The sequence below is a fragment of the Rhodoferax sp. GT1R46 genome (assembly GCF_056521285.1).
The window spans coordinates 168,174-190,804 of record NZ_JBWMBC010000003.1 but is presented as its reverse complement, the minus strand read 5'-3'; the positions used below and the strand labels follow the sequence as shown (position 1 = coordinate 190,804).

At 61.5% G+C, this 22,631-nt stretch carries 23 protein-coding genes and 1 riboswitch; of the genes, 17 read left to right on the top strand and 6 right to left on the bottom strand.

The window, feature by feature from the left end:
* Positions 1 to 90 precede the first annotated feature (90 nt).
* Both AC097W_RS09455 and AC097W_RS09450 read right to left on the bottom strand, forming a co-directional pair.
* The gene (locus tag AC097W_RS09455; protein ID WP_479602252.1) at positions 91 to 450 is read right to left on the bottom strand and encodes a cell division protein ZapA; all 360 of its coding nucleotides are present in this window, start codon (positions 448 to 450) and stop codon (positions 91 to 93) included.
* Positions 447 to 671 (bottom strand): DUF904 domain-containing protein, encoded by a 225-nt coding sequence (locus tag AC097W_RS09450; protein WP_479602251.1) that lies wholly within the window; start codon positions 669 to 671, stop codon positions 447 to 449. Before AC097W_RS09450 ends, AC097W_RS09455 begins: the two co-directional genes overlap by 4 nt.
* A gap of 36 nt (positions 672 to 707) precedes the next feature.
* Positions 708 to 942: riboswitch (cobalamin riboswitch) on the top strand.
* Between the two features lie 75 nt (positions 943 to 1,017).
* Here AC097W_RS09450 and AC097W_RS09445 point away from each other — a divergent pair.
* From AC097W_RS09445 to AC097W_RS09380, 14 genes are all read left to right on the top strand, one after another.
* Positions 1,018 to 2,943, top strand: coding sequence for a TonB-dependent receptor (locus AC097W_RS09445; RefSeq protein ID WP_479602250.1), 1,926 nt, complete (start codon positions 1,018 to 1,020; stop codon positions 2,941 to 2,943).
* Between the two features lie 24 nt (positions 2,944 to 2,967).
* Complete coding sequence (locus AC097W_RS09440) at positions 2,968 to 3,783, top strand: ABC transporter substrate-binding protein (RefSeq protein ID WP_479602249.1); 816 nt, start codon at positions 2,968 to 2,970, stop codon at positions 3,781 to 3,783.
* Entirely contained in the window at positions 3,776 to 4,360 is a 585-nt protein-coding gene (cobU, locus tag AC097W_RS09435; protein WP_479602248.1) for a bifunctional adenosylcobinamide kinase/adenosylcobinamide-phosphate guanylyltransferase, read from the top strand. The genes AC097W_RS09440 and cobU overlap by 8 nt, the downstream gene beginning before the upstream one ends.
* A gap of 62 nt (positions 4,361 to 4,422) precedes the next feature.
* On the top strand, positions 4,423 to 5,268 hold the full coding sequence (locus AC097W_RS09430) for an ABC transporter substrate-binding protein (RefSeq protein ID WP_479602431.1): 846 nt from the start codon (positions 4,423 to 4,425) through the stop codon (positions 5,266 to 5,268).
* On the top strand, positions 5,265 to 6,266 hold the full coding sequence (locus tag AC097W_RS09425; protein ID WP_479602247.1) for a FecCD family ABC transporter permease: 1,002 nt from the start codon (positions 5,265 to 5,267) through the stop codon (positions 6,264 to 6,266). Before AC097W_RS09430 ends, AC097W_RS09425 begins: the two co-directional genes overlap by 4 nt.
* Positions 6,263 to 7,069, top strand: coding sequence for an ABC transporter ATP-binding protein (locus tag AC097W_RS09420; RefSeq protein ID WP_479602246.1), 807 nt, complete (start codon positions 6,263 to 6,265; stop codon positions 7,067 to 7,069). The genes AC097W_RS09425 and AC097W_RS09420 overlap by 4 nt, the downstream gene beginning before the upstream one ends.
* A gap of 22 nt (positions 7,070 to 7,091) precedes the next feature.
* Positions 7,092 to 8,132 carry a biotin synthase BioB gene (bioB, locus tag AC097W_RS09415; protein ID WP_479602245.1) on the top strand — a complete coding sequence of 347 codons (1,041 nt, stop codon included), beginning with the start codon at positions 7,092 to 7,094 and terminating at the stop codon, positions 8,130 to 8,132.
* Positions 8,133 to 8,140: 8 nt separating this feature from the next.
* A complete protein-coding gene (gene cbiB / locus AC097W_RS09410) occupies positions 8,141 to 9,106 on the top strand; it encodes an adenosylcobinamide-phosphate synthase CbiB (RefSeq protein ID WP_479602244.1) in 966 nt (321 codons plus the stop codon).
* Entirely contained in the window at positions 9,103 to 10,101 is a 999-nt protein-coding gene (locus AC097W_RS09405) for an aminotransferase class I/II-fold pyridoxal phosphate-dependent enzyme (protein ID WP_479602243.1), read from the top strand. Before cbiB ends, AC097W_RS09405 begins: the two co-directional genes overlap by 4 nt.
* On the top strand, positions 10,098 to 11,627 hold the full coding sequence (locus AC097W_RS09400; RefSeq protein ID WP_479602242.1) for a cobyric acid synthase: 1,530 nt from the start codon (positions 10,098 to 10,100) through the stop codon (positions 11,625 to 11,627). The genes AC097W_RS09405 and AC097W_RS09400 overlap by 4 nt, the downstream gene beginning before the upstream one ends.
* A 9-nt stretch (positions 11,628 to 11,636) precedes the next feature.
* Positions 11,637 to 12,737: a nicotinate-nucleotide--dimethylbenzimidazole phosphoribosyltransferase gene (gene cobT / locus AC097W_RS09395; RefSeq protein ID WP_479602241.1), complete on the top strand. Its 1,101-nt coding sequence runs from the start codon at positions 11,637 to 11,639 to the stop codon at positions 12,735 to 12,737.
* 73 nt (positions 12,738 to 12,810) lie between these two features.
* Positions 12,811 to 13,971: a sensor histidine kinase gene (locus AC097W_RS09390; protein ID WP_479602240.1), complete on the top strand. Its 1,161-nt coding sequence runs from the start codon at positions 12,811 to 12,813 to the stop codon at positions 13,969 to 13,971.
* A gap of 32 nt (positions 13,972 to 14,003) precedes the next feature.
* Positions 14,004 to 14,846, top strand: a complete 843-nt coding sequence (locus AC097W_RS09385; RefSeq protein WP_479602239.1) for an adenosylcobinamide-GDP ribazoletransferase — start codon at positions 14,004 to 14,006, stop codon at positions 14,844 to 14,846.
* 15 nt (positions 14,847 to 14,861) lie between these two features.
* A complete protein-coding gene (locus AC097W_RS09380; protein ID WP_479602238.1) occupies positions 14,862 to 15,413 on the top strand; it encodes a histidine phosphatase family protein in 552 nt (183 codons plus the stop codon).
* Between the two features lie 31 nt (positions 15,414 to 15,444).
* On the opposite strand, the gene AC097W_RS09375 is transcribed toward AC097W_RS09380, so the two are convergent.
* Entirely contained in the window at positions 15,445 to 16,143 is a 699-nt protein-coding gene (locus AC097W_RS09375) for a hypothetical protein (protein ID WP_479602237.1), read from the bottom strand.
* 237 nt (positions 16,144 to 16,380) lie between these two features.
* Between AC097W_RS09375 and AC097W_RS09370 the strand changes: the two genes are divergently transcribed.
* Both AC097W_RS09370 and AC097W_RS09365 read left to right on the top strand, forming a co-directional pair.
* On the top strand, positions 16,381 to 18,750 hold the full coding sequence (locus AC097W_RS09370; protein WP_479602236.1) for a putative bifunctional diguanylate cyclase/phosphodiesterase: 2,370 nt from the start codon (positions 16,381 to 16,383) through the stop codon (positions 18,748 to 18,750).
* A gap of 13 nt (positions 18,751 to 18,763) precedes the next feature.
* Entirely contained in the window at positions 18,764 to 19,045 is a 282-nt protein-coding gene (locus AC097W_RS09365; RefSeq protein ID WP_479602235.1) for a helix-turn-helix domain-containing protein, read from the top strand.
* Here the strand turns inward: AC097W_RS09365 and AC097W_RS09360 are convergent.
* Complete coding sequence (locus tag AC097W_RS09360; protein WP_479602234.1) at positions 19,042 to 19,794, bottom strand: glutathione S-transferase; 753 nt, start codon at positions 19,792 to 19,794, stop codon at positions 19,042 to 19,044. The genes AC097W_RS09365 and AC097W_RS09360 overlap by 4 nt on opposite strands.
* Before the next feature lie 29 nt (positions 19,795 to 19,823).
* Here AC097W_RS09360 and AC097W_RS09355 point away from each other — a divergent pair, with 29 nt between their 5' ends.
* Positions 19,824 to 20,381 (top strand): PH domain-containing protein, encoded by a 558-nt coding sequence (locus AC097W_RS09355; RefSeq protein WP_479602233.1) that lies wholly within the window; start codon positions 19,824 to 19,826, stop codon positions 20,379 to 20,381.
* Positions 20,382 to 20,409: 28 nt separating this feature from the next.
* Here AC097W_RS09355 and AC097W_RS09350 read toward each other — a convergent pair whose 3' ends face one another.
* Positions 20,410 to 21,153 carry a phosphatase PAP2 family protein gene (locus AC097W_RS09350; protein WP_479602232.1) on the bottom strand — a complete coding sequence of 248 codons (744 nt, stop codon included), beginning with the start codon at positions 21,151 to 21,153 and terminating at the stop codon, positions 20,410 to 20,412.
* Positions 21,128 to 22,519 carry a beta/gamma crystallin-related protein gene (locus AC097W_RS09345; protein WP_479602231.1) on the bottom strand — a complete coding sequence of 464 codons (1,392 nt, stop codon included), beginning with the start codon at positions 22,517 to 22,519 and terminating at the stop codon, positions 21,128 to 21,130. Before AC097W_RS09345 ends, AC097W_RS09350 begins: the two co-directional genes overlap by 26 nt.
* Positions 22,520 to 22,631: the final 112 nt, after the last annotated feature.

Genomic DNA, 22,631 nt, shown 5'->3' with positions numbered 1-22,631 from the left:
GGTACAAGGAAATATAAAGCCCGGCGAGCACCGCAGACAGTTGTTATTGTAGGCGCGCCCGGGGTCAAAAGGTTGTCGAATGGACTTGTTTTACAGCAGGCGCCCGTCTTCACTCAATGCCTGGTCCAGCCGCTCCAGCAAGGAGACCAGCAGAACGTCAGAATCCATGGTGTCTTCGGGTGAACGGGCAACCCCGCCTGGCGCTGCTTGCGGGGCAGTTGTTGCCGTCGCCGTCGCTGCCACTGCGGGCATTCGGTCCGGTACATCAAAAGCCAGATTGAGCGCTGCCAGCACCGCGATGCGGTCCCGCGCGCGCACCTTGCCTGCATCCCGAATCTTGCACATGGCTGTGTCTACGCGCTCCACGGCTTCGAGCAGCCGCGCATCTCCACCCTCCGGGCAGCCCAGCAGGTAACTCTGCCCCATGATTTGAACTTCCAGCTGTTTCATGATGCGTCTTTTTGTACGGTAGCAGCTTCAGGGAGCCGGTCCAGTAGTGCGTCCACCCGTGCGCGCGCCGCGCCCAGTCGCGACTTCAATGCGTCGCGTTCCTGGGTCAGGCTTTCCACCTGGGTCACCAGTAGTGCATTGGTGCGCTGCAGTTCGCCATAGCGCACCAGCAGGCGCTCTACACGCTCGGCAATTTGGTCGATGTGGGTCTGATTTGCCATAGATCCATCATTGTAGGGTTTGCGACAGCAAGGCACGGGTAAAATGCGTGCGTTGGTGCTCGCGGTGTGGTTCACACGCCGCAGTTCAACGGGAAGCAGGAGGGTGCGCTGTTCACGGCAAACCTAACCTGCGCTGCCCCCGCAACGGTAAGTGGACGAGCCTTTGTGCTCCGCTTCCATCACAGCCACTGAGCGTTTTGAACACGTGCTTGGGAAGGCGATGGAGGTTGATTCCACCAGCCCGGATACCGGCCAACAAGGTGGTTGCACGTCCGCGTGCAGCCGTGAACGTCCATGCGCTGTCGGGGAAGACGGCGAGGACAATTTTGTTGATTGTTTCCTTTTTATGAAAATTGCTACTCAACGCGTGCGTCTTGCCACGCTCTCTATTGCTGCGGTCGCAGCTTTTCCCGTTGCGGCCCAAACCGCACCAGCCTCTGCTTTGAAAGAAGTGGTGGTGACAACCAGTCGCTTTGAAGAGTCGGCCAACACGCTGCCTTATAGCGTTGGCGTGATCACCGCGCAGGATATTCACGATTCGGGCGCGGCTACAGTCAGCGAAGCCATCATCCGGCTGTTGGGAATACCCGGCAAGCTGGATACATCGGGCGGTAATAGCCAAGCGATCGATTTGCGGGGCTTTGGCGAAACGGCTTCGAGCAATCAGGTGATCGTGGTCGACGGACGAAGAATGAATGAAGCGGATATGTCTTCCGCGAATTTGAGCAGCATTGCCATCGATTCCATTCAGACCATTGAAGTATTGCGGGGCAGCGGTGCGGTCCTGTATGGTGAAGGCGCTACAGGCGGGGTGATCGTCATCACGACCAAGGCGGGCAAGGGCGTGCAGCGTCAGACAGGTGCGACCCTGACCGGCTCTGCCGGGTCCCAAGGGCTGCGCGATTTGCGATCAACCGCCGTTCTGGTGGCTGGCAATTGGAGTGTCGACATCGCGGCGCAGGATCGCAAGTCGGACGGCCACCGTAACAACTTTGCGTCCACCGGCAACTCATTGGCTTCCACGGTGCAGTGGAGCAACGATCAGTTGCGCGTGGGCGTTCAGTCGGGCCGCACTTTGCAGCAAAGCGGATTGCCAGGCGCCATCACGTTGACGCAATTTCAAACAGACGCAACCGTAGCGGCCTCGACAACGGATTGGGCGAAGTCCAAGTTTGAAAATACCGGAGTGTTTGCACAAACATGGCTGGGCGACTGGGAGTTGGGCCTGGACGTGGGCCAACGAACCAAACAACTCGAGGCTGAAAACTATGGTTTGACGGCCTATCAGGTCGAAGGCTCCAGTGCCAATTTGCGGGCACGCCACCAAAAGGACGGCGATCTCTTCAAAAATGTACTCACCGTAGGGTTTGACAACAACCAGTGGAAACGATCGGATTCGATGTCGTATGGATTTGCGTCCACAACGGTTGGCACATCCGACTCCAACGCGGTTTACTTTACGGATGATGTGACCTACCGCCCATCGACTACCAAATTGAGCATGGGGCTGCGCAGCGATTCCATCAACAAGTCACAGACCAGCAGCCCATCGGCCAGAGCCAGCGAGACGCAGCAGGCCTGGAACGTCGGACTGTGGCAACCCGTTGCGGGTGATGTGTCGGTGTTTGGCCGTTGGGGCCAAAGCTATCGATTGCCCAATATTGATGAAATCGCCTACGCATTGCCGGCCGTGCTGCAGACACAGCAGTCCAGAGACGCTGAGTTGGGCGCCCGTTGGGTTACCGATACGAGCCGGGTTGAGTTGCGTTGGTACACCAGCAACCTGTCCAATGAAATTGGCTTCAACGGAACCAGCAATGTGAACTTCGACCCTACGCGCCACCAAGGGCTTGAGTTGGAAGCGCACCACGCGTTGACCAATGCCATCAAGCTTCGGGCGAACCTGGCCTCGCGCCAGAATCAGTTTGTTGACGGGCCGAACAGCGGGAAAGATATCTACCTGGTTCCCGCGCAAACCGCAGCACTCGGGTTCGACTGGAAGTTGGCGGGTGGGCACTCGGTGAGCTCCGGTGTTACCTGGGTGTCGTCGCAGTATGTTGACCAGGCCAACACCTGCTCGGTGCCTGCGTATTCGACGGTGGATGCCCGATATGCCTACAGTGCAGGCCGCGTTGAGTTTGCCGTGGGGGTTAAAAATCTGGCGGATGCCAAATATTTCACCCTGGCTTATTCATGCGCCGGGGCTTTGCCAGCCAGCGTCTATCCGGAGCCGGGCCGCTCGGTGGTGGCCACGGTTCAAGCCAAGTTCTAAATCACAAAAGCCCACATGCCCCACATGTCGATCCAACTGCACGATCTCGGCCCGAAGCGCATCGTCTGCCTCACCGAAGAAACCACAGAGTGGCTGTACCTGCTCGGCCAGGAGCATCGCATTGTGGGCATTTCGGGCTACACCGTGCGGCCGGCGCGGGCTCGGGCGGAAAAGCCCAAGGTCAGTGCCTACCTGAGCGCCAAGATCGACAAGATTCTGGCGCTGGAGCCGGACTGCGTGTTCGGCTTCTCCGACCTGCAGGCTGATATTGCAGCGGAACTGATCCGCAAGGGTGTGCAGGTGACGGTGTTCAACCAGCGCAGTGTCACGGAGATTTTCTCCATGATGTTCCAGGTGGCCGCCATGGTGGGGCAGGGCGAGCGGGGTCTGGCGTTGATCAAGCCGATGCAGGAGCGGTTGCAGGCAATTGCCGCTGCTGCAGCCAGTCTGCCCCGGCGCCCGCGCATTTACTTTGAAGAATGGGATGAGCCCCCCATCAGCGCCATCCGCTGGGTGTCCGAGTTGATTGGCATTGCCGGGGGCGACGACATTTTTCCGGAGCTGGCACGTGAGCCTATGGGCAAGAACCGCATCATTGCGGATGGCCTGACCATTGCGCAGCGCAACCCGGACATCATTTTTGGTTCGTGGTGCGGCAAAAAGTTTCGGCCTGAAAAAGTGGCTGCACGCGTGGGTTGGGAACAGGTAAATGCGGTCAGGAATGGCCAGATTTTTGAAATCAAGTCCTGCGACATCCTTCAGCCCGGTCCCGCAGCGTTGACGGACGGTGTGGAGCAACTGCACCGCATCATCATGGATTGGAGTCGCACGCATGGCTGAGGTAACCATCGCCCGAAGCGAGCTGATCCTGGGTGGGCAGCGCAGTGGCAAATCGCGTCGTGCCGAGATGCTGGCGCGCACATGGCTCCATGCCTCACCCGCGCACCATGCTGTGCTGATTGCCACCGCCCAGCCGTGGGACGACGAGATGCGCCAGCGCATTGCCCGCCACCAGGAAGACCGGGCTGCGCGCGTGCCCGGCATGACCACTGTCGAGGCGCCGCTGGCTCTGGCCGATGCGATTGCGCAGCACGGCCAGCCCCACACGCTGGTGGTGGTGGATTGCCTCACGCTGTGGCTCACCAACTGCCTGATGCCTGCTGAATGTGCATCAAATCGGCCTGTAGCCCCCGCAGATGCTGCGCAGACAGCTCCTCTTTTGATAGCAATTTCTCAAGCGCCGGGTCCTGTGGTGCTGGTGGGCAACGAGATCGGCATGGGCGTCATCCCCCTGGGTGCGCAAGTGCGTGCCTTTGTGGATGCCCTGGGCCGCCTGAACCAGGACGTGGCCGCCACCTGCCGGCGCGTCACCCTGATGGCGGCGGGTCTGCCACTCACTTTGAAAGACACGCCATGAACATACAACTGCGCACGGCGTTGGCCGCAACACTGCTGGGTGCCGTCTGCCTGTTGGGCGCGATGGCTGCACTGCCCGCGCACGCGCTGCAATTGACGGATGACCGGGGTGTGGTGGTCACTTTTGCGCAGCCACCCCAGCGAATCGTCAGCCTGTTGCCATCCCTGACTGAAACCGTGTGTGAACTGGGCCAGTGCCAGCGCCTGGTGGGTGTGGACCGCTACTCCAACTTTCCTGCCAGTGTGCGTGCCTTGCCCCAGATGGGTGGCGGGCTGGACCCCAGCATCGAAGCCATCGTCGCGCTCAAGCCCGATGTGGTGCTGATGGCCACCAGCGCACGCGCCAGCGAACGTCTGCAGGCGCTGGGCGTCAAGGTCGTGGCGCTGGAGCCCAAGACCCATGCCGATGTGCGCCGTGTGCTGGAAAAAGTGGGCCAGTTGCTAGGGGTGGATGACGCCCAACGGGTGTGGCGCGTGATTGACGCCGGGGTTATGGCCGCCGCGCAGTCGGTACCCGCTGCCGCACGGGGGACGCGGGTGTATTTTGAGGTTAACAGCGCACCCTACGCCGCGGGCGAGGCCTCCTTCATTGGCGAGACTTTGAGTCGTCTGGGCGCCCGCAATATTGTGCCCGTGAGCCTGGGTCCGTTTCCCCAGCTCAACCCGGAGTACGTAGTGCGGGCCAACCCCGACCTCATCATGGTGGGTGACAGCAATTACATCGGCCTGGAGCAGCGACCGGGCTGGAGCGGGATGCGGGCCCTGCGGGAACGCCGGTTGTGCGTCTTCACACCTGAGGACTCCGACATGCTGGTGCGCCCGGGTCCGCGCATGGCCGAAGGCGCCCGCATCATGGCGCGCTGCCTCGCGGACAAAGCCGCCGCTCGCGCAGGAGGTGGCGCTCCATGAACCATCCGCGCGTCAACTTTCTGGTACTGGGCTTGCTGGCCCTGGCCGTGGTGTTGACCCTGCTGGGTGCCAGCGTCGGCAGTACCGGCTTTGACAGCGTTCTGCGCGCGGCCGATGACCCCGTGGCGCTGCAGATCGTCTGGGATATTCGCCTGCCCCGGACTCTGGGCGCCTGGCTGGCGGGTGCTTTGCTGGGGCTGGCCGGCGCGGTGGCGCAGGGCCTGTTTCGCAACCCCCTGGCCGACCCGTTTTTGCTGGGCAGCGCCTCGGGCGCTTCATTGGGTGTGGCCCTGAGTCTGGTGCTGTTTGGCGTGTCGCCCTTCGCCACACAGTGGCTGACCCGCCTGGGCCTCACCGGTGGCGCCTTTGCCGGTGCTGTGCTGGGCGTGCTGCTCACGCTGTTGCTGGCCAAGGGCGTACAGCACACCCTTCGGCTGCTGTTGGCGGGCGTGATTGTGGGGGTCGTGCTGGGTGCGGCCAAAGAACTCATCATGCTGGCCCGACCCGATTTTCTGCAGTCCATGCAGGCGTTCATGCTGGGCAGCACCGGGTATGTGGGGTGGAACGCCTGCCTCATCATGGTGTTGGCCTGGCTGCTCTGCATGGCCGCGGCCTGGGCGCTGAGCCCTGTGCTCGATGGCCTTGCGCTGGGCGAGGCCACGGCTGCCAGCCTGGGTCTGCCGCTGGCGCGTTTGCGTGCCGCCCTGGTGGCCGTGCTGGCACTGGCTACGGGTACGGCAGTAGCGCAAACCGGTTTGATTGCTTTTGTGGGCCTGGCCGCACCGCACCTGGTGCGCTCGGTGGTCAAGACCAGCCATGGCCGCCTGATTGTGCTGAGCAGCCTGATGGGCGGCGCATTGCTCATGGCCGCTGATATTCTGGCGCGCTGGGTGCTGGCGCCGCTGGAACTGCCGGTGGGCATCCTCACGGCCGTGTTGGGTGGCAGCTACCTGCTGTGGCTCATGCACAGGCGGGTGACGGCGGGTGGCATGCTATGAATTCAATAGCTGTTCACGCAGATTCTGTGAGGGCTAGCCTCGGAAACGCCGAGATACTGCATGGCATCAGCCTGTCCATACAGGCGGGGCGCTGGACCAGCATCGTGGGTCCCAACGGAGCCGGAAAATCCACCCTGCTCAAGGTACTGGCGGGCTTGTTGCCGCACACCGGAACCGTTACTTTGCTGGGCCAACCGATGGCCAGTCTGCCGGGTCGCCTGCGCGCCCAGCGCATGGCGTGGCTGGGCCAGAACGAGTCCAGTGCTGACGACCTGACCGTGTTCGACGTGGCCATGCTCGGGCGCCTGCCCCACCAGCCCTGGCTGGCCGCGCCCAGCACCGCTGATCATGTGGCCGTGGAGCAGGCCCTCAAAGCCACACAAGCCTGGGACTGGCGTGCCCGTTCACTGGGCCAACTCTCGGGTGGTGAGCGCCAGCGCGTGCTGCTCGCCCGCGCCCTGGCGGTGCAGGCACAGGTGCTGTTGATGGATGAGCCTTTGGCGAATCTCGATCCGCCGCACCAGGCGGACTGGCTGGACATCGTGCGCGCGCTGGTGGACAAAGGCACCACCGTGGTCAGCGTGCTGCATGAAGTGACAATGGCGTTGCAGGCCGACGCCGTTGTGGTGATGTCCGGTGGTCAGGTGCAGCACCACGGGCCATCGCACCACCCCGACACCCATAGCGCGGTCGAACGGGTGTTCGACGAACGCATTGCCATCCACTCGGTAGACGACCAATGGGTGGTCCTGCCGCGGCTGAGAATGCACGGCTCTGCCGTTGCGACCGTTTCAATTTTTTAATTCCTGTGAGGAGAACCTGAACATGTCAATCACCCTGATCCCTGCCGCTGCCACGCAACCCCTGCATTTCCATGCGCCGCACAAGTCACCTGCTGCCCGCAGCAAGGTGGAGCAGCGCGTCTGGACCGTGGCCGAAATTGCTGCGTTGTTTGATTTGCCGTTCAATGACCTGATGTTTCAGGCCCAGACCACGCACCGTGCGCACTTTGACGCCAACCTGGTGGAGCTGGCCACGCTCCTGTCCGTCAAGACCGGCGGCTGCCCGGAGGACTGTGGTTACTGCCCGCAATCCGTTCACTTTGATACCGGTGTCGAGGCCGGCAAGTTGATGGACGTGCAAGCGGTGCGCGAGGCCGCGTTGGCCGCCAAGGCCGCTGGGGCCACCCGTTTCTGCATGGGTGCAGCCTGGCGCGCGCCCAAGGACCGCGATGTGGAGGCCGTGGCCGAACTGGTCCGGGCGGTCAAAGCCACCGGACTGGAATCCTGCGCTACCCTGGGCATGCTCGGCGAAGGCCATGCCGAGGCGCTGCGCGACGCCGGCCTGGACTACTACAACCACAACCTGGACAGTGCGCCCGATTTTTATGGCGACGTCATCACCACCCGCGACTACCAGGACCGGCTGGACACCCTGACCCGCGTGCGCAACGCGGGTGTCAGCGTCTGCTGCGGCGGCATTGTTGGCATGGGCGAGTCGCGCCTGCAACGCGCCGGACTGATTGCCGAGCTGGCCAACCTGGCGCCGTACCCCGAGTCGGTGCCCATCAACAACCTGGTCAAGGTCGCGGGCACGCCGCTGGCCGACCAGCCCGATTTGGACCCGCTGGAATTTGTGCGCACCATCGCCGTGGCCCGTATCACCATGCCCAAGGCGCGTGTGCGCCTGTCGGCCGGGCGCCAGAGCATGAGCGACGCGGTGCAGGCCCTGTGCTTTGTGGCCGGAGCCAATTCCATCTTTTACGGGGACAAGCTGCTCACTACGGCCAACCCCTGTGGCAACACCGACATGGAACTGCTGGGCCGCCTGGGTCTCAAGACTGGCCATCCCGTGCCGCGCGATTGACTCGGGTGATGGTGTTTGCACTGGCTTTGCTGGTGGCCTTGGGCGTTGACCACTGGCTGGGCGAGCCGCCGGAGCGGTGGCATCCGGTGGTGTGGATGGGCAAGGCCCTGGAGCGGTTGACGCCCTGGGTGCTGCCCGGTGCTCCTCTGGTTGGCGGACGCAGCCGGGATTTCAAGGCTTTTGGCCGTGGAGCCCTCGTCTGGATTGCGCTGGCAGCTCTTATTTTGATAGCATCCTGGACCGCGCAATGGACCCTGCTGCAACTGCCCGTCTGGTTGGCGTCGTTGCTGCTGGGTCTTGCGCTCAAGCCCCTGCTGGCGTGGCGCATGCTGCGCACCGAGGTGCAGGCGGTGGAGGTGGCACTGCAAGGTTCACTGGAACAGGGGCGCGAGCGCCTGCGCTGGCTGGTGAGCCGGGATGTGACGCAGCTCACCGAGAGCCAGGTGCGGGAAAGCGCCATCGAATCATTGGCTGAAAATTTGAACGACTCCGTGGTGGCCCCTGTTTTCTGGTTTCTGCTCCTCGGCCTGCCGGGTGCGGCACTGTACCGCTTTGCCAACACGGCAGACGCCATGTGGGGCTACAAGGGCGTCTACCAAGGCCGCAATTGGGAATGGGCGGGCAAGTGGGCCGCCCGCGCCGATGATGTGCTGAGCTGGTTACCGGCGCGCCTGACGGCGGCGGCACTGGCCTTGGCTGCCGGTGGCTTGGCACCCCGGGTGCTGAGGCGCGAGGCCCGTCGCACCCCGTCGCCCAATAGCGGTTGGCCGATGGCGGCCATGGCGCTGGGGCTGGGTGTGTGTCTGCACAAGCCCGGTGTGTATGCGCTGAATGGGGCAGGGCGTGCGCCGCAGGTTGCGGACACGGCCGGCGCGGTACGTTTGGCATCTATTGGGCTTCTCGCCCTCGTATCCATTGCGCTGGCAGCTACTGTTTTAATAGCGTTTTCCCCAAATACCGGGGGGGTCGCATGACGGCATCCATGTCCCTGCACGGCGGACCGGATGCACTGGGTGTGCCCCTGTATGACTTCTCCACCAACAGCAATGCTTGCGGCCCCTGCCCGCAAGCGGTGGCGGCCTTGCAGGCCTGTGACGCCCGCCGTTACCCCGACCCGGCTTACACCGTGCTGCGCCAGCAGTTGGCGCAGTTTCATGGTGTGGACGGCTGGCGCGTGGTGCTGGCGGGCAGCGCCAGCGAGTTCATTCACCGCATCACCGCCTGGGTGGCCCAGCGGGGCGGTGAGTCGGTGCGCGTGCCAAAGCATGCCTACGGTGACTATGCGCAGGCAGCCAGCGCATGGGGTCTGGCGGTGGATCATGCCGGTGCGGCTGCCCTGCAGTGGCATGCCGATCCGTCGAGCCCGCTGGGGCAGTCGGTGCCACAAGACGACCACAACAGCTTTATCGACACGCAGGTGCTGGACTGCGCCTACGAGCCGCTGCGCCTGAGTGGCGTCAGCGTGTGGAGTGCCGCGCAGCGCGACACCCTGTGGCAGCTCTGGACGCCCAACAAGGCGTTGGGCCTGACCGGTGTGCGTGCGGCCTACGCCATCGCACCGTTGCAGGCGCAAGCCAGCGTGGATGCGATCAACCGTCTGTGTGCCTCCTGGCCCATCGGTGCGCATGGCGTGGCGCTGCTGCAAAGCTGGGTGCAGCCCGACGTGCAGACCTGGCTGGTGCAGAGCCGGGTTACCCTGCGCAGCTGGAAGCTGCGGCAAATCCGTGTTCTCGAAGGGCTGGGGTGGAATTGCCTTCCCAGCGAGGCCCATTTTTTTGGTGCGCGCCCGCTGGGTGACGCGCCTGCGGCGGACCTGGGCGTGGCGCTGGCGCAGTTGCGCAGCCACGGCATCAAACTGCGTGACGCCACCTCGTTCGGCTTGCCGGGCCATGTGCGCGTGAGCGTGCAGGCACCCGTAGCCCAGGCGGCACTGGCACGCGCATGGACCCAATGGAAGAAAGCCGTATGACCGCCCAATGCGTGATGGTGCTAGGTACAACCAGCGGTGCCGGCAAAAGCTGGCTCACCACCGCGCTGTGCCGCTACTACGCGCGCCAGGGCTTGAAGGTCGCGCCGTTCAAGGCGCAAAACATGAGCAACAACGCCCGAGTGGTTCCCAGCGAAAACGGGCAGGGCGAGATCGGCTCGGCACAGTATTTCCAGGCGCTGGCTGCCCGTGCCGTGCCCGACGTACGGATGAACCCGCTGCTGCTCAAGCCCGAGCGCGACACCCATAGCCAGGTGGTGCTGTTGGGACAGGTGAGCGAGGCCCTGTCGGCCATGCCGTGGCGCGGGCGCAGCGTGCACGTATGGCCGCAAATCGCGCAGGCGCTGGACGACTTGCGCAGCGAGAACGATGTGGTGGTGATTGAAGGCGCGGGCTCACCGGCCGAGATCAATTTGCACAGCAGTGACATTGTCAACATGCGCGTGGCGCGGCACTGCCATGCGCAGTGTTTGTTGGTCACCGACATTGACCGGGGTGGTGCGTTTGCGCACCTGTACGGCACCTGGGCGCTGCTGCCGCCCGAAGAGAGGGCGTTGATCAAGGGCTATGTGCTGAACAAATTCCGTGGCGACGCCGCGCTGCTGGCTCCGGCGCCGCAGATGCTGCAGGACCTCACCGGCGTGCCCACGGTGGCCACCCTGCCGATGTGGTGGCAGCACGGTCTGCCGGAAGAGGACGGTGTGTTTGACGACCGCTCGTACGTGGCCCCCGCGGCTTGGGTCGGCCCTGCGCCGCTCACACAGTTTCGAGCCATCGCCGTCATTGCCTACCCGCGCATCAGCAACCTCGACGAGTTTCAGCCGCTCAAAAACGTGCCCGGCGTGCGCCTGCAGTGGGTGCGCAGCCCGTCCGAGCTGGCCGGGCTCCAGCCACACGACTGGATCATCCTGCCGGGCTCCAAAAACACCAGTGGCGATCTCGCCTGGTTGCGAGCGCAGGGGCTGGACCGTGCGGTGGCTGCGCACGCGACGCAAGGCGGCGCGGTACTGGGAATCTGCGGTGGACTGCAAATGCTGGGCGAGGCGCTGATCGATACCCATGGCATCGACGGCAATGCACCGGGTCTGGGGCTGTTGCCCTTGGTGACCGTGTTTGAACCGGAGAAGACGGTTCAGCGTACGCAGGCCGTCTTTGGCCACAACATGCAGCCCGGCAGTCCCTGGGCGCCTCTGGCTGGCGTGCCAGTCAGCGGCTATGAAATCCACCACGGGCAGACCGCGCAGCACCCGGCCATGGCCAAAGCGGGCGATGTAGCCCACGCGGTTTTGCCGGGCGATCTCGGTTGGACCAATGCCCAGGGCAATGTGCTGGGCCTGTATCTGCATGGCCTGTTTGAAGACCCCGCCGTGCTGCAAGCGCTGTTTGGCGCGAACGTTCCCACACTGGAGTCCGTGTTCGACGGCCTGGCCGACTACATCGGGCAGCACTTTGAAGCCGGTGTGCTCGCTTCCCTTATTTCCTCTCCCTCTTTCCGTATTCCATCCTGAAAGGTGCCCATGACAACTTCCATGCCCCAACTGGCCGACATCGCCGACCCCGCACTCACGCAGGCCCTGCAGCACAAACTGGACAACAAGACCAAGCCCCTGGGCTCGCTGGGCCGTATCGAAGGTCTGGCGCTTGCGCTGGGGCAGATTCAGGGTACAGAGACGCCCGCGCTGAACCAGCCCCAGATGGTGGTTTTTGCCGCCGACCATGGCCTGGTTGCGCGCGGCGTGTCCGCTTTCCCCAGCGATGTGACGTGGCAGATGGTGGAGAATTTTCTGGCCGGCGGCGCAGCCGTCAGTGTGCTGGCGCGCCAGCATGGCCTGGCCTTGACGGTGGTGGACTGCGGTGTCAACCACGACTTCCTGGCAGGCCTGCCAGCCGGCGCAACCCGGGCGCACCTGCAGGTCAGAAAAGCCACAGGGGCAGAAAATGGCACAGCAGATTCTTCCGTGCAGGCAGCCATGACCTTGGATCAATGCCAGCAGGCCATTGCCCACGGACAAGACCTGGTCAAGGGCTTACCGGGCAATGCATTGCTGCTGGGCGAAATGGGCATTGGCAATACCTCCGCGGCGTCCTTGTTGCTGGCCAAGCTGGCTGGGCTCGAAATCGCCCAGTGCACGGGTGCTGGCACCGGCCTGGATGCCCCCGCCGTGCTGCGCAAGACCGCAGTGCTGCGCGAAGTGCTGGTGCGCCACGCGCAGGTCACGGGTCCGCTGGAGGTGCTGGCCGCCATGGGCGGTCTGGAGATTGCCACCATGGTCGGTGCCGTGCTGCAAGCCGCACACGAGCGCCGCGTGGTGGTGGTGGACGGCTTCATCGCCACCAGTGCCGTGTTGGTTGCACACGCCTTGCAGCCGCTGGTGCTGCAGCGTTGTGTGTTTGCCCACCGATCGGGTGAGCGGGGCCATGAGTTCATGTTGCAGTATCTGGGTGTGCAGGCGCTGCTGGACCTGGGTCTGCGTCTGGGCGAAGGCTCGGGCGGCGCACTGGCCTGGCCGCTGCTGCAGTCGGCCTGTGCCATCCTGCGTGAGATGGCCAGCTTTGAGTCGGCCGGTGTGTCCGAAAAAGCGGCTACTGCCGGCCAGGGACTCGCGTCAGGGCACTAAAATGGTCCCCGGGCCATTGCCCGTCGTTTTCTTCGCCACGTGGCGTCTGAATCGCCACACCGAAAGAACTCCCATGCGCCTATCGAAATTCATATTGTCCAATATGGAAGCCATCCTGCAAGAATGGGAAGACTTCGCCAAGACCATCCACGCGACCATTTATCTGATGACCGCAAGGGAGCTGCGTGACCATGCAGAAGCCATGCTGAAGGTTGTGGCCGCTGACCTTGATACCTATCAGGCCCGCCAGGAGGGTATCGACAAGTCGCAGGGGCTTGCCCCTGTAGTCGCCGCGGATACCCCTGCGGAAATCCATGCCGTCGATCGCCTCTCGTCGGGATTCACCATCGAACAGCTGACGGCGGAATACCGGGCCCTGCGCGCGAGTGTGCTGAGACTGTGGCAAGACGACATCGTCAACATTACCGCAGGCGAAATCAGGGACATGGTCCGGTTCAATGAAGCGATCGACCAGTCGCTGGCCGAATCGGTTGCGCGCTATTCGGAGATGCACCGGGACTCGCAAAACCTGTTCATGGCCATTCTTGGCCATGACGTGCGCTCGCCGCTCGGCGCCATCAGCATGGGTGCGCAGATACTGTCGAGCAACACTAATCTGACCCCCAATGCGGTGAAGACGGCCGCACTCATCGTCGACAGCAGCAAGCGCGCAGCCGAAATCGTCTCGGACCTGCTCGACTTCTCGACAAGCCACCTGGGCGACGGCATCCCGGTCACAACGTCCGCTATGGATTTTTCGCCGGTGTGCACCACCCTCGTCGAGGAGATGCGCTTATTTCACCCTGAACGGTCCATCCAACTGGAAATATCGGGCGACATGCAGGTGATGTGGGATCGTTCGCGCATCTGCCAGGCGTTCGGCAACTTGATTACCAACGCGATCGATCACGGCGCTCCTGGAGAGCCCATCGTCGTCACGGTTCGCGCGCACAACGATGACGAGATCATCTGGACGATCCAAAATGCGGGCGAGGTGATTTCGTCGGCCCAGCTGAGAACAATTTTCGACCCGGCCAAGCGCTTTGCGCTGCGCCCGGCGAGCGAGCGCAAGTTGAGCGACAAACTGAACCTGGGACTGGGTCTGTACATCACCCGTGAAATCATTCTCGCGCATGGTGGGCGAATCGAGATCACCTCTACCCAAGAGGAAGGAACGATCTTCACCATCCGCGTGCCGCGCACGGGCAAAAGCAAGAACGCGAATTCGAAATAGGTTCCACGCGTCTGTTCCCCCGGCCATTGACCATGTTGCTCCCCGTTCGCCATTACCTGCTGGCGCTCCAGTTTTTCACGCGCATTCCGGTGGCCGGCCGGCTGGCGGATTGGGTCGGTTTCAGTCCGGCCATGCTGCGCGCCAGTGCCGGACATTTTCCGGGTGTCGGGGTCGTGGTGGGGGCCTTGGTGGCAGGCTTCACCGCGCTCCTGCTGGTGTACTTGCCTGCGAGGCCCTTTGCGCCTTTGGTCGTCGCTGTTTTGGGCACCGTGCTCAGCGTCATGGTGACGGGCGCTTTTCATGAAGATGGATTGGCCGACATCGCCGACGGGCTGGGCGGCAGCTATGACCGTGACCGCGCCCTGGTCATCATGAAAGACTCCCGCGTAGGCGCATTCGGTGCATTGGCTCTGGTTCTGGCGATTTTGACCAAGGTGACGCTGCTGGCCCTCATCGGTTCGGTCAGTCTGCGCTGGATGCTGGTGGGCATCTTCGTGGCCCATGTGGTGTCGCGCACCTGGCCCTTGCTATTGATCCGGCTGATGCCGCATGTCGGTGATGCGGCGGGCTCCAAGTCCAAACCGCTGGCGGACCAGATCAGTCTGGGGAGCTTGTTCACCGCGTTATTGTGGTGTTTTAGTGCGCTAGCCCCCGTATTCATTGCGCAGTCTGCTATCAATTTTGCAGCAAATGCGGGTCAAACCGGGTTTGGCTTGATGCCACTGGTAGTGGGCCTCTTCGCATCCGGCTTGGGGTTTTTGACCATGTGGCGCCTGCTGTGGCGCCGCCTGCAAGGTTTTACCGGTGACGGCCTGGGCGCCACGCAACAGGTTTGTGAACTGGCGTTTTACCTGGGGCTGGCGCTGGCCCTCTGACGCACAAGCGAATCCGTGGTCACCCCTTTCTGGCTCGTGCGCCACGCCCAGCCGCTGGTAGAGCAGGGCGTTTGCTATGGCGCTCTGGACGTGCCTGCCGATGCGCAAGCCACACTGCAAGCCGCCCAAGCCTTGGCCCAGGCATTGCCCGCAGGCGTGCAACTCATCAGTTCCCCGCTACAAAGATGTGAGCAGCTCACGCAGTGTCTGCGGGGGCTGCGGCCCGATTTACCGTATAAAACCGATGCGCGGCTGGCCGAAATGGACTTTGGCCAGTGGGAAGGCCAGCGTTGGGAGTCCATAGCCCGCGCTGAACTCGACGGCTGGACCGACGCCTTCAACACCTGGCGCTGCGGCGGGGCGGAAAGTGTGCACGACGTGATGACCCGCGTAGCGGCGGTGTGGGACGAAACCCGTGCGCAGAACCAGCCCACCGCATGGATCACCCACGCGGGGGTCATTCGGGCGGCCAGCCTGATCGCCAAGGGTCAGCGGCAGATTCACCGCGCCGACCAGTGGCCCAAAGCGGCGCCCGCCTGGGGTGAGTGGCAAACAGGGGCGCTTTGACGCGCGCCCAAATTGCCACTGCAGACCGCGTTCAATGTGAGGCGGCAGCACCCTTTTTCACCGCACCATGGGCTCGTGCGGAGGTGTGCTGCGTGGTTTCCACGGGCTCGCCCAAGCTGCCTCCAATGCCGCTCAATACCTCTTTGACGGTTCTCACCGCCATGTTGCTGACCTTGCCGGCCTCGGCGATGGCGCCGTGAATCGCGCCCTTGGCAACCTGGGCTACATTTCCGCCCACCTCCACAGTGGCCTCTATCACGCCGTCCACCGAGCGCCTGGCGACCGTGCCCACATCGGAGCCGATGGCTGCGGCATGTTTGATGAGCGATCGCACGGTTTCGGCCCCTGCCTCGACCACATCTCCGCCCACGTCGTGCACCCCCAGCACTACGCCTTTTGCCACGCTTTTGATGCTCATGGTCAGGCCGGTTCCGACCTGCTCGGCGGCGCCAATGGTGCCCATGACGACATGGTGAATCACGTTCACCAACTCGCCTGCGGCAGCGCCACCGGTGTGCAAGGTGTCCGCCACGGTCTTTCTGACCAGCGTGACGATATCGGCCTCAATGGTGTTGAGTCCCGACAGGCTGTGAATGATGCTGTCCTTGAGCGACTCGGCAGCCGCCTCGATGGACATTGCGTGGCCATCGCCGCCCCCATTGCCAGGGCCATCGCCTTTTGCGCCTGCCTGTGAGTGGACGGCCCGCGTCGTCGTTGGTTTACTCGTCATGGTCACTCCTTGATGGGTTGGTAGTGGGCTCACATTGAGCCAAAAAAGCAGGATATTTCTTGCCGAATTTTTCAGCTTGATTTTTCGCAAATCACGATACGTTTGCCCGAAGGTGAGCGCCAGGGGCTGTTACACACGAAAAGTCGCCTGAGGCCGAAATTGCTTCAGGCGGATCCCTGCGCTGGGTGCTCTGCTGGTAACATAAAGATACAACTTGTTGGAATGGATTCACCAATCATGCGAACCGCTCTGACAAAACTGGATGACGGGTCAGTCGCCCGAAAGGTGACGGCAGAGCGCATAAGGGTGTTTGCCGATCGGGCGTTCTCTGGTGCCCTGACTGCCCCGCTGGGGACGCTGCTCCTGGCCTGGATCGGTGCTGGCGTGGCGGGGTGGACCACCGCAGCCATCTGGTTTGGCATTTTCTGTGTCATTGAGTTTCAAATTGCGCGCAGCGCAAATCAATATCGAAAGCCTCAACCGGTCAATACGGATGTTTCTGCCCAGGAACGGCGTCTCGTACGGCTCACCTTTCTGGTCGGTCTTGCCTGGGGCTCATCCGTATGGGTTTTTTGGGTTGACGGGCAATTCGAGTCCTACTTGCTCAATCTGGCCGTGTTGGTCGGTGTGTGTGGAATCAGTGTCTTGGTGCAGTCGCCATCGGTGGGCGCCACGCGCTTCTACTTTGGTGGCGTCTTGATACTGCCAATGGTTCATATCTTGTTGCAAGACAACCCCTACAGACTGCAGATTGCAGCGGGCCTGGCCATCTATTTCGGCATCTTGCTGCAGTACAGCCATGTGGCAATGCAACAACTGGTCAGTGATATCCAGTCCACGGTGCGAAACGAGACACTGGCGGATCGCCTTCGGCTGGCATTGGGCGCGGCGCATCAGGACTGGTTTGACCTTCATTTGCCCACCGGGGCAATGATCACCAGCGCAGAACACGTCAAGCCGATGGAAAGGAGCGCTTCCGAATTTCAACTAAGCCTCCAAGCGTGGTTAAGTAGCATTCATCCTGATGATCGCCCGGCCGTGCAATTGGTACTGGAGACGCCGATGTCGGCTGACGAAACGGCGGAGTCCGAGTACCGCATTCGGGTTCAGCATGAACTGTGGACGTGGGTACGTTCTGTCTGGCGGGTGGTCGAGCGCGATGTCGCTGGCAAAGCAGTTCGGATCATTGGCATCCATACGGACATCTCGCAGCGCAAGGTTGCGGAAGAGCAGATTCACAAGCTCGCCTACTATGATCATCTGACCCAGTTGCCCAACCGGAGGTTTCTGAATGTGAGACTGCAGCAGGCTTTGGCCAGCGCAGCACGCTATAAGCGCAGTGGTGTCTTGATGCTGCTGGATATGGATGATTTCAAGGCCCTCAATGACAGCATGGGACACGACATCGGCGATCAACTGCTGGTGGAGGTCGGAGTCCGGTTGCAATCTTGCGTTCGGGAAGTTGACACGGTGGCGCGGCTGGGGGGTGATGAGTTTATGGTGGTACTCGAAGATATCGAAAAGGGTGGACAGGTGGCTGCGCATGCAGAAAGCATTGCCGCCAAGATATTGCAAGCAATGAGCCAGCCCTATGTGCTGGACCTGAGGCCGGTGGCGGATTTGCCACAGACCTACAGCTACCACTGCACCGCAAGCGTTGGCATCGCTTTGTTTGGCGAGAGTACAAGTTCAGTCGATGAGTTGATGAAGCGTGCCGATACGGCGATGTACCAGGCCAAGGCCATGGGGCGCAATAAGCTCTGTTTTTTCGACCCGCAGATGCAGGCGGAGGTCAACGCCCGTGCCACGCTGGACAACGAACTGCGCGATGCGGTGCGGGAAAGCCAGTTCTTCCTTCATTACCAGCCCCAGGTCAACGGCGATGGGGGCGTGACTGGCGTTGAGGCTTTGGTCCGTTGGCGCCATCCCAAGCGGGGATTGGTGTCGCCTGCCGAATTCATTCCTATGGCGGAGGCTACCGGTTTGATCCAGTCCATCGGTGATTGGGTTCTTGAAACCGCATGCAACCAGCTGGTGCTCTGGGAAAGCCAACCGGAAATGGCGCACCTCACACTGGCCGTCAATGTCAGCGCAGTCCAGTTTCGCAGCCAGGATTTCACGGATCATGTTTTGACCATCATTGAGCGGACCGGTGCAAACCCGAAGAAAATCAAGCTGGAAATTACAGAGAGTCTGCTGCTGAACGATGTGGAAGACATCATCGCCAAGATGCTGGCTCTGAAGTCGAGAGGCGTTGGCTTTTCACTGGATGATTTTGGAACCGGCTATTCTTCGCTCGCCTATCTGAAGCGCCTGCCGCTCGACCAACTGAAGATTGACAAGTCCTTCATTCGTGACGTTTTGACGGATGTCAACGACGCCGCCATCGCCCGAACCATTGTTGCCTTGGCGCATAGCCTGGGACTGAACGTCATAGCGGAAGGCGTGGAGACCGAAGCCCAAAGTCAATTTCTGACCGCCAGTGGGTGCCATGACTTTCAAGGATATTATTTTGGCCGGCCCATGTCCATAGACCAATTCGAACCATGGGTGCTTCAAGCTGCGACTGCCAAGGGTGGCGCTAACATTTCGGCAACCGAACAATAGCCCTAGGACTTTCATGCGCACGAACATCAAGCTGGACATGCCAATACCCAGCGGCGATACCCTCAAGGCAGCACGCGTTGCAGCAGGGCTGAATCAGGCGCAGGCTGCCGAGTTGATGGGGTATTCCCTGCAGATGGGAAGCCGCGGCGGCGTTCAGTCGCGCACCTGGCAAGCGCTGGAAAGCCCAACGGACGACAGATGCATGCAGGGACCCCTGTTTGCGATGTTCCTGCTTCTTACGGGGCAGCACCCGGAGTTCAGCCTGGTCAAGAAGGTTTCAACGGACCCACATTAACCCTCCAGCTCCGGGTAGTGGCGAAAGATGCCGTCCTCATTGAAGGCGATGCGCCGCTCGCTGGACAGGTAGGCCGCCACGCGTTTGTGCCGAGGTACCGCAGCGTGCAAGGCCGCGACCAGCGGCACTTTTTTCAGCGCCTTCCTGAGCGTCTTCGGAAATGCGTACTGCAACCCTTCCACTAGCTGGAACAGCGACAGGTCAACATAGCTGAGGCGGGCGCCCAGCAGGTACGGCCCCGTGCCCGGATGCGGGCTCGTCGCGTTGCGCGGGTTGCGCTCCAGCACCGTTTCGAACCAGGCCAGATATTTGGGAATGCGCGTCGCGCAAAACTGCTGCGCTGCACGCAGTGCTTCGGGCTTCTGGTCCTCATAGTAAAGCGAGGTACCGACCGGGTGGTGCGTGTCGTGCGCTTCATTCACCACGTCGGCAATAGTGAGCTGAATCTGGTGCGCCCACAGCCGGTCGGACTCGCTTTTACCCACCAGCTTGAGCAGCGGGCCGAGGTACAGCAGGATGGCTGCAGTCTGCGCGATCACTTGCTTGCCATGCACCAAGACCGGCGGTGCAAAGGGCGGGTGCGCAATCTTCGGGTTGTTCAGGAGCGCCACCAGAGCTGGCACACCGTGGCCCTCGTTCTTGCTGCCCCGCGCGACATCCACATACGGCGCCCCGGCGGCCTCCAGGGCCAGCCGGATAAATTCACCTCGGCCCTGGATGCTGGGCCAGTAGTGCAGTTGGTAAGTCATGGTGCACTATAGATCAGCAAGGCGACTGGTTGAACCTGACCAATAATGAGGGTCATCAAAGGGATTCCATGAACGACGAAACAAAGACGTGTCCTGTGTGTGCTGAAACCATCAAGGCTGCCGCCATCAAGTGCCGGTTCTGCGGTACCGACCTGGCGGCGTATAAGGAGCAGAAGGATGGGAATGTTGAAACCGTCCTCTTCTTGGGGCACCCGGCCGTGGTCAACAGTGCATGGCAGTGGATTGCAGTGGTTTGCACACTGGGCTTGGCCTTTGTCTACTACTGGATGCAAAGCCTTTCCATCACCTATGAAATCACGTCACAGAGGGTACGAATCGAGAAGGGCGTTTTTTCCAAATCCAAGGAGAGTGTTGAGCTTTTTCGTATAGACCACTTTGACGTGCTCAAACCGCTTGGCATGCGACTCATTGGGCAGTGCCGTGTTCATCTCCGATCCTCGGATACGGGATTTCCATCGATTGTCATTTATGGAATTCCGAACCTGGAAGCCTTGGCTGACACCCTGCGCGAGTGCTCGCTCAGAGAGAGGAGCCGACGCAAGGTGACAACCTTCGTGCAAGCATGAAGCGCAGCCACTGTCCGGCCTTGAAGACTCAGTTTCTTGCAGAGCTCCGGTGCCAGTAGGTGTGGACTCCTGTCAGGCACAAAGCCAGCCATGCAAGGCCTTCCGCAAAGGCAGCCAGCACATCGCTCAGGTAGTGCACTCCCAGATACATGCGGGTTAGCGCAACCAGCACCACCATCGCGAATGCCAGCAGCACGATGGTCACGCGCCAGCGCCATGCCCCAATCTGCGCTGAGAGCATCGCCGCGACGATGCCATACACCAGCGTTGCACCTACTACGTGGCCGCTGGGAAAGCTGTAGCCCGACACGATGAGAATGGGGTTTTCAAAGCCGGGCCGGATCCTGTGGAAAGAAACCTTCATCAGCACATTGAGCAACATCCCGAACGGGACGGTGAGACTCAAACAGACCAACCAGTACCAGCTCCGCTTCGCGGCCAGATAGCCAGCCAGCAGCATCACAGCTGCGGTGACAGGGATCGGGTCATGCAGGTGCGTAATCGCCAGCATGATCTCGGTCAGGTACGGCGTGCTGTGCGTATGAAACCATTGGGCTAACTGCAAGTCAACGAGGGTGAGCGGGTCTCCATGCACCACGTCTTCGGCAACCCCACCAAAGATCCAGCTCGCACCGATCAGGATCAGTGCGCCCAGGGTGAGTTGCAGGCCCAGATAGCCCTGGGGCGAAAGCCTGGCCTGCAAAAACGCGATTTGCGGCGTAAAGCGAGCCGCCCCGTGCCTGCGGCTAGTTACGGGGCTCGCCTTGTTCATTGACGGTCACGTTTATTCCGGGGGCCGTGTTCATCTGGACACGGTGCTCAATACCTCGGAAGTGATAGGTTACGTCCCAATATTGGGCGCGGGCCTGGCTGGGCACGCTTTCGCAGCGCTGGACATCGTTAGTCGCAGCCGGCTGGGTTGCGCCGTTGCGCCCAACATTGGAACCGATATAGGCGCCTGCGACTGCACCGCCCGCAGTGGCAATGTCTTTGCCGGTTCCACCCCCGACCTGGTGACCCAGGATTCCGCCGATGATGGCCCCTGCAATAGCGGCTGGAACATTGGCATCGCTGCGGGTCTGAGCGGCTTGCTCATGTTCTATCCAGCAACGCTGCTCGGGCGTGTCGACCACGGCATGCACAGACTCAATGCGCGCCTCATAGAGTCGCTCATTGTTACGGCGCCTGAAATCCGGATTTGCCTGGAGAGCGGGAGCATATTGCGCCACATTTGACGGTGCGCTGCGGGCTACGGATCGGACCGATGAAATACGGTCATTGAGTCCCATCGCGCTCAACGAAGGGTATCGACCCGGTACCAAGACGGCGCAACGGCCACTGAATTGGGCGCTATCGCAAGCCTCCCACGGGCCGCCAACGACTTCTACCGAAGACGCACGGTCATTGAACCCCCCACGCTCAAAGTTTTCGATGGGTTGGTCGGTTGTAACAAATCGACCTTGAAAACTTTCGCGCTCGTATAAAGTGACTTTTCCGACCACAGGTGCGGCTACAGGCTGTGCCGCTCTTCCGGATGACACGCGGTCATTCAGACCCATTGAACTCAACGACGGATACTTTCCCGGAGGCAGGACGACACACCGGCCATTGAATCGAACGTCCTCGCAAATCTGCCAGGGTCCTCCAACCACCGTGAGCGAAGAGGCTCGATCATTGAAGCCAAATTGCGCAAAGTTTCCGACCGGCCTGTCCGTTGTAAACGACTGTCCCCGGAAGCCATCACGTTCAAAAAAAGTGATCTGGGGTACCACTGGGACGACTACCGGCGCAGGCGCATAACGACGTTCATCAATGCGGGCGTTCTGGGCAATCGATCTCACGGATGAAACACGGTCATTCAGACCCATCGCGCCCAATGAGGGGTACCGCCCTGGCCGCAAGACGACACATCGACCGTTGAAGCGAATATCGTCGCAGACTTCCCACCGGTTGCCGATTACTTCGACGGATGATGCGCGGTCATTGAACCCAAAACGATCAAAGTTATTGACCTGTCTCTCTGTTGTAAAGGATCTGCCTTGAAAGCCGTCGTTCTCAAAGAAGGTGATCTGGGCGGCCGCATGCGTGGCCATTGCAGCCGCAAAAACCGTCAATGCGAACTTCATTCTTTTATTCATTACTAACTCCTGTGGACAATGTTGGGCGGCTCCATGCGCGTCCAGACCGATCTGGCGTTCGGACGAGCAGGGCAACTTGGGAGCGACTATGGCCCGTGGCCGCTCCGGAGTC

Excerpts from the sequence above, each read along its gene's own strand:
- AC097W_RS09455 (WP_479602252.1), bottom strand. The coding sequence starts at position 450 with ATGAAACAGCTGGAAGTTCAAATCATGGGGCAGAGTTACCTGCTGGGC.
- AC097W_RS09450 (WP_479602251.1), bottom strand. The coding sequence starts at position 671 with ATGGCAAATCAGACCCACATCGACCAAATTGCCGAGCGTGTAGAGCGC.
- AC097W_RS09445 (WP_479602250.1), top strand. The coding sequence starts at position 1,018 with ATGAAAATTGCTACTCAACGCGTGCGTCTTGCCACGCTCTCTATTGCT.
- AC097W_RS09440 (WP_479602249.1), top strand. The coding sequence starts at position 2,968 with ATGTCGATCCAACTGCACGATCTCGGCCCGAAGCGCATCGTCTGCCTC.
- cobU (WP_479602248.1), top strand. The coding sequence starts at position 3,776 with ATGGCTGAGGTAACCATCGCCCGAAGCGAGCTGATCCTGGGTGGGCAG.
- AC097W_RS09430 (WP_479602431.1), top strand. The coding sequence starts at position 4,423 with ATGGCTGCACTGCCCGCGCACGCGCTGCAATTGACGGATGACCGGGGT.
- AC097W_RS09425 (WP_479602247.1), top strand. The coding sequence starts at position 5,265 with ATGAACCATCCGCGCGTCAACTTTCTGGTACTGGGCTTGCTGGCCCTG.
- AC097W_RS09420 (WP_479602246.1), top strand. The coding sequence starts at position 6,263 with ATGAATTCAATAGCTGTTCACGCAGATTCTGTGAGGGCTAGCCTCGGA.
- bioB (WP_479602245.1), top strand. The coding sequence starts at position 7,092 with ATGTCAATCACCCTGATCCCTGCCGCTGCCACGCAACCCCTGCATTTC.
- cbiB (WP_479602244.1), top strand. The coding sequence starts at position 8,141 with ATGGTGTTTGCACTGGCTTTGCTGGTGGCCTTGGGCGTTGACCACTGG.
- AC097W_RS09405 (WP_479602243.1), top strand. The coding sequence starts at position 9,103 with ATGACGGCATCCATGTCCCTGCACGGCGGACCGGATGCACTGGGTGTG.
- AC097W_RS09400 (WP_479602242.1), top strand. The coding sequence starts at position 10,098 with ATGACCGCCCAATGCGTGATGGTGCTAGGTACAACCAGCGGTGCCGGC.
- cobT (WP_479602241.1), top strand. The coding sequence starts at position 11,637 with ATGACAACTTCCATGCCCCAACTGGCCGACATCGCCGACCCCGCACTC.
- AC097W_RS09390 (WP_479602240.1), top strand. The coding sequence starts at position 12,811 with ATGCGCCTATCGAAATTCATATTGTCCAATATGGAAGCCATCCTGCAA.
- AC097W_RS09385 (WP_479602239.1), top strand. The coding sequence starts at position 14,004 with ATGTTGCTCCCCGTTCGCCATTACCTGCTGGCGCTCCAGTTTTTCACG.
- AC097W_RS09375 (WP_479602237.1), bottom strand. The coding sequence starts at position 16,143 with ATGACGAGTAAACCAACGACGACGCGGGCCGTCCACTCACAGGCAGGC.
- AC097W_RS09370 (WP_479602236.1), top strand. The coding sequence starts at position 16,381 with ATGCGAACCGCTCTGACAAAACTGGATGACGGGTCAGTCGCCCGAAAG.
- AC097W_RS09365 (WP_479602235.1), top strand. The coding sequence starts at position 18,764 with ATGCGCACGAACATCAAGCTGGACATGCCAATACCCAGCGGCGATACC.
- AC097W_RS09360 (WP_479602234.1), bottom strand. The coding sequence starts at position 19,794 with ATGACTTACCAACTGCACTACTGGCCCAGCATCCAGGGCCGAGGTGAA.
- AC097W_RS09350 (WP_479602232.1), bottom strand. The coding sequence starts at position 21,153 with ATGAACAAGGCGAGCCCCGTAACTAGCCGCAGGCACGGGGCGGCTCGC.
- AC097W_RS09345 (WP_479602231.1), bottom strand. The coding sequence starts at position 22,519 with ATGAATAAAAGAATGAAGTTCGCATTGACGGTTTTTGCGGCTGCAATG.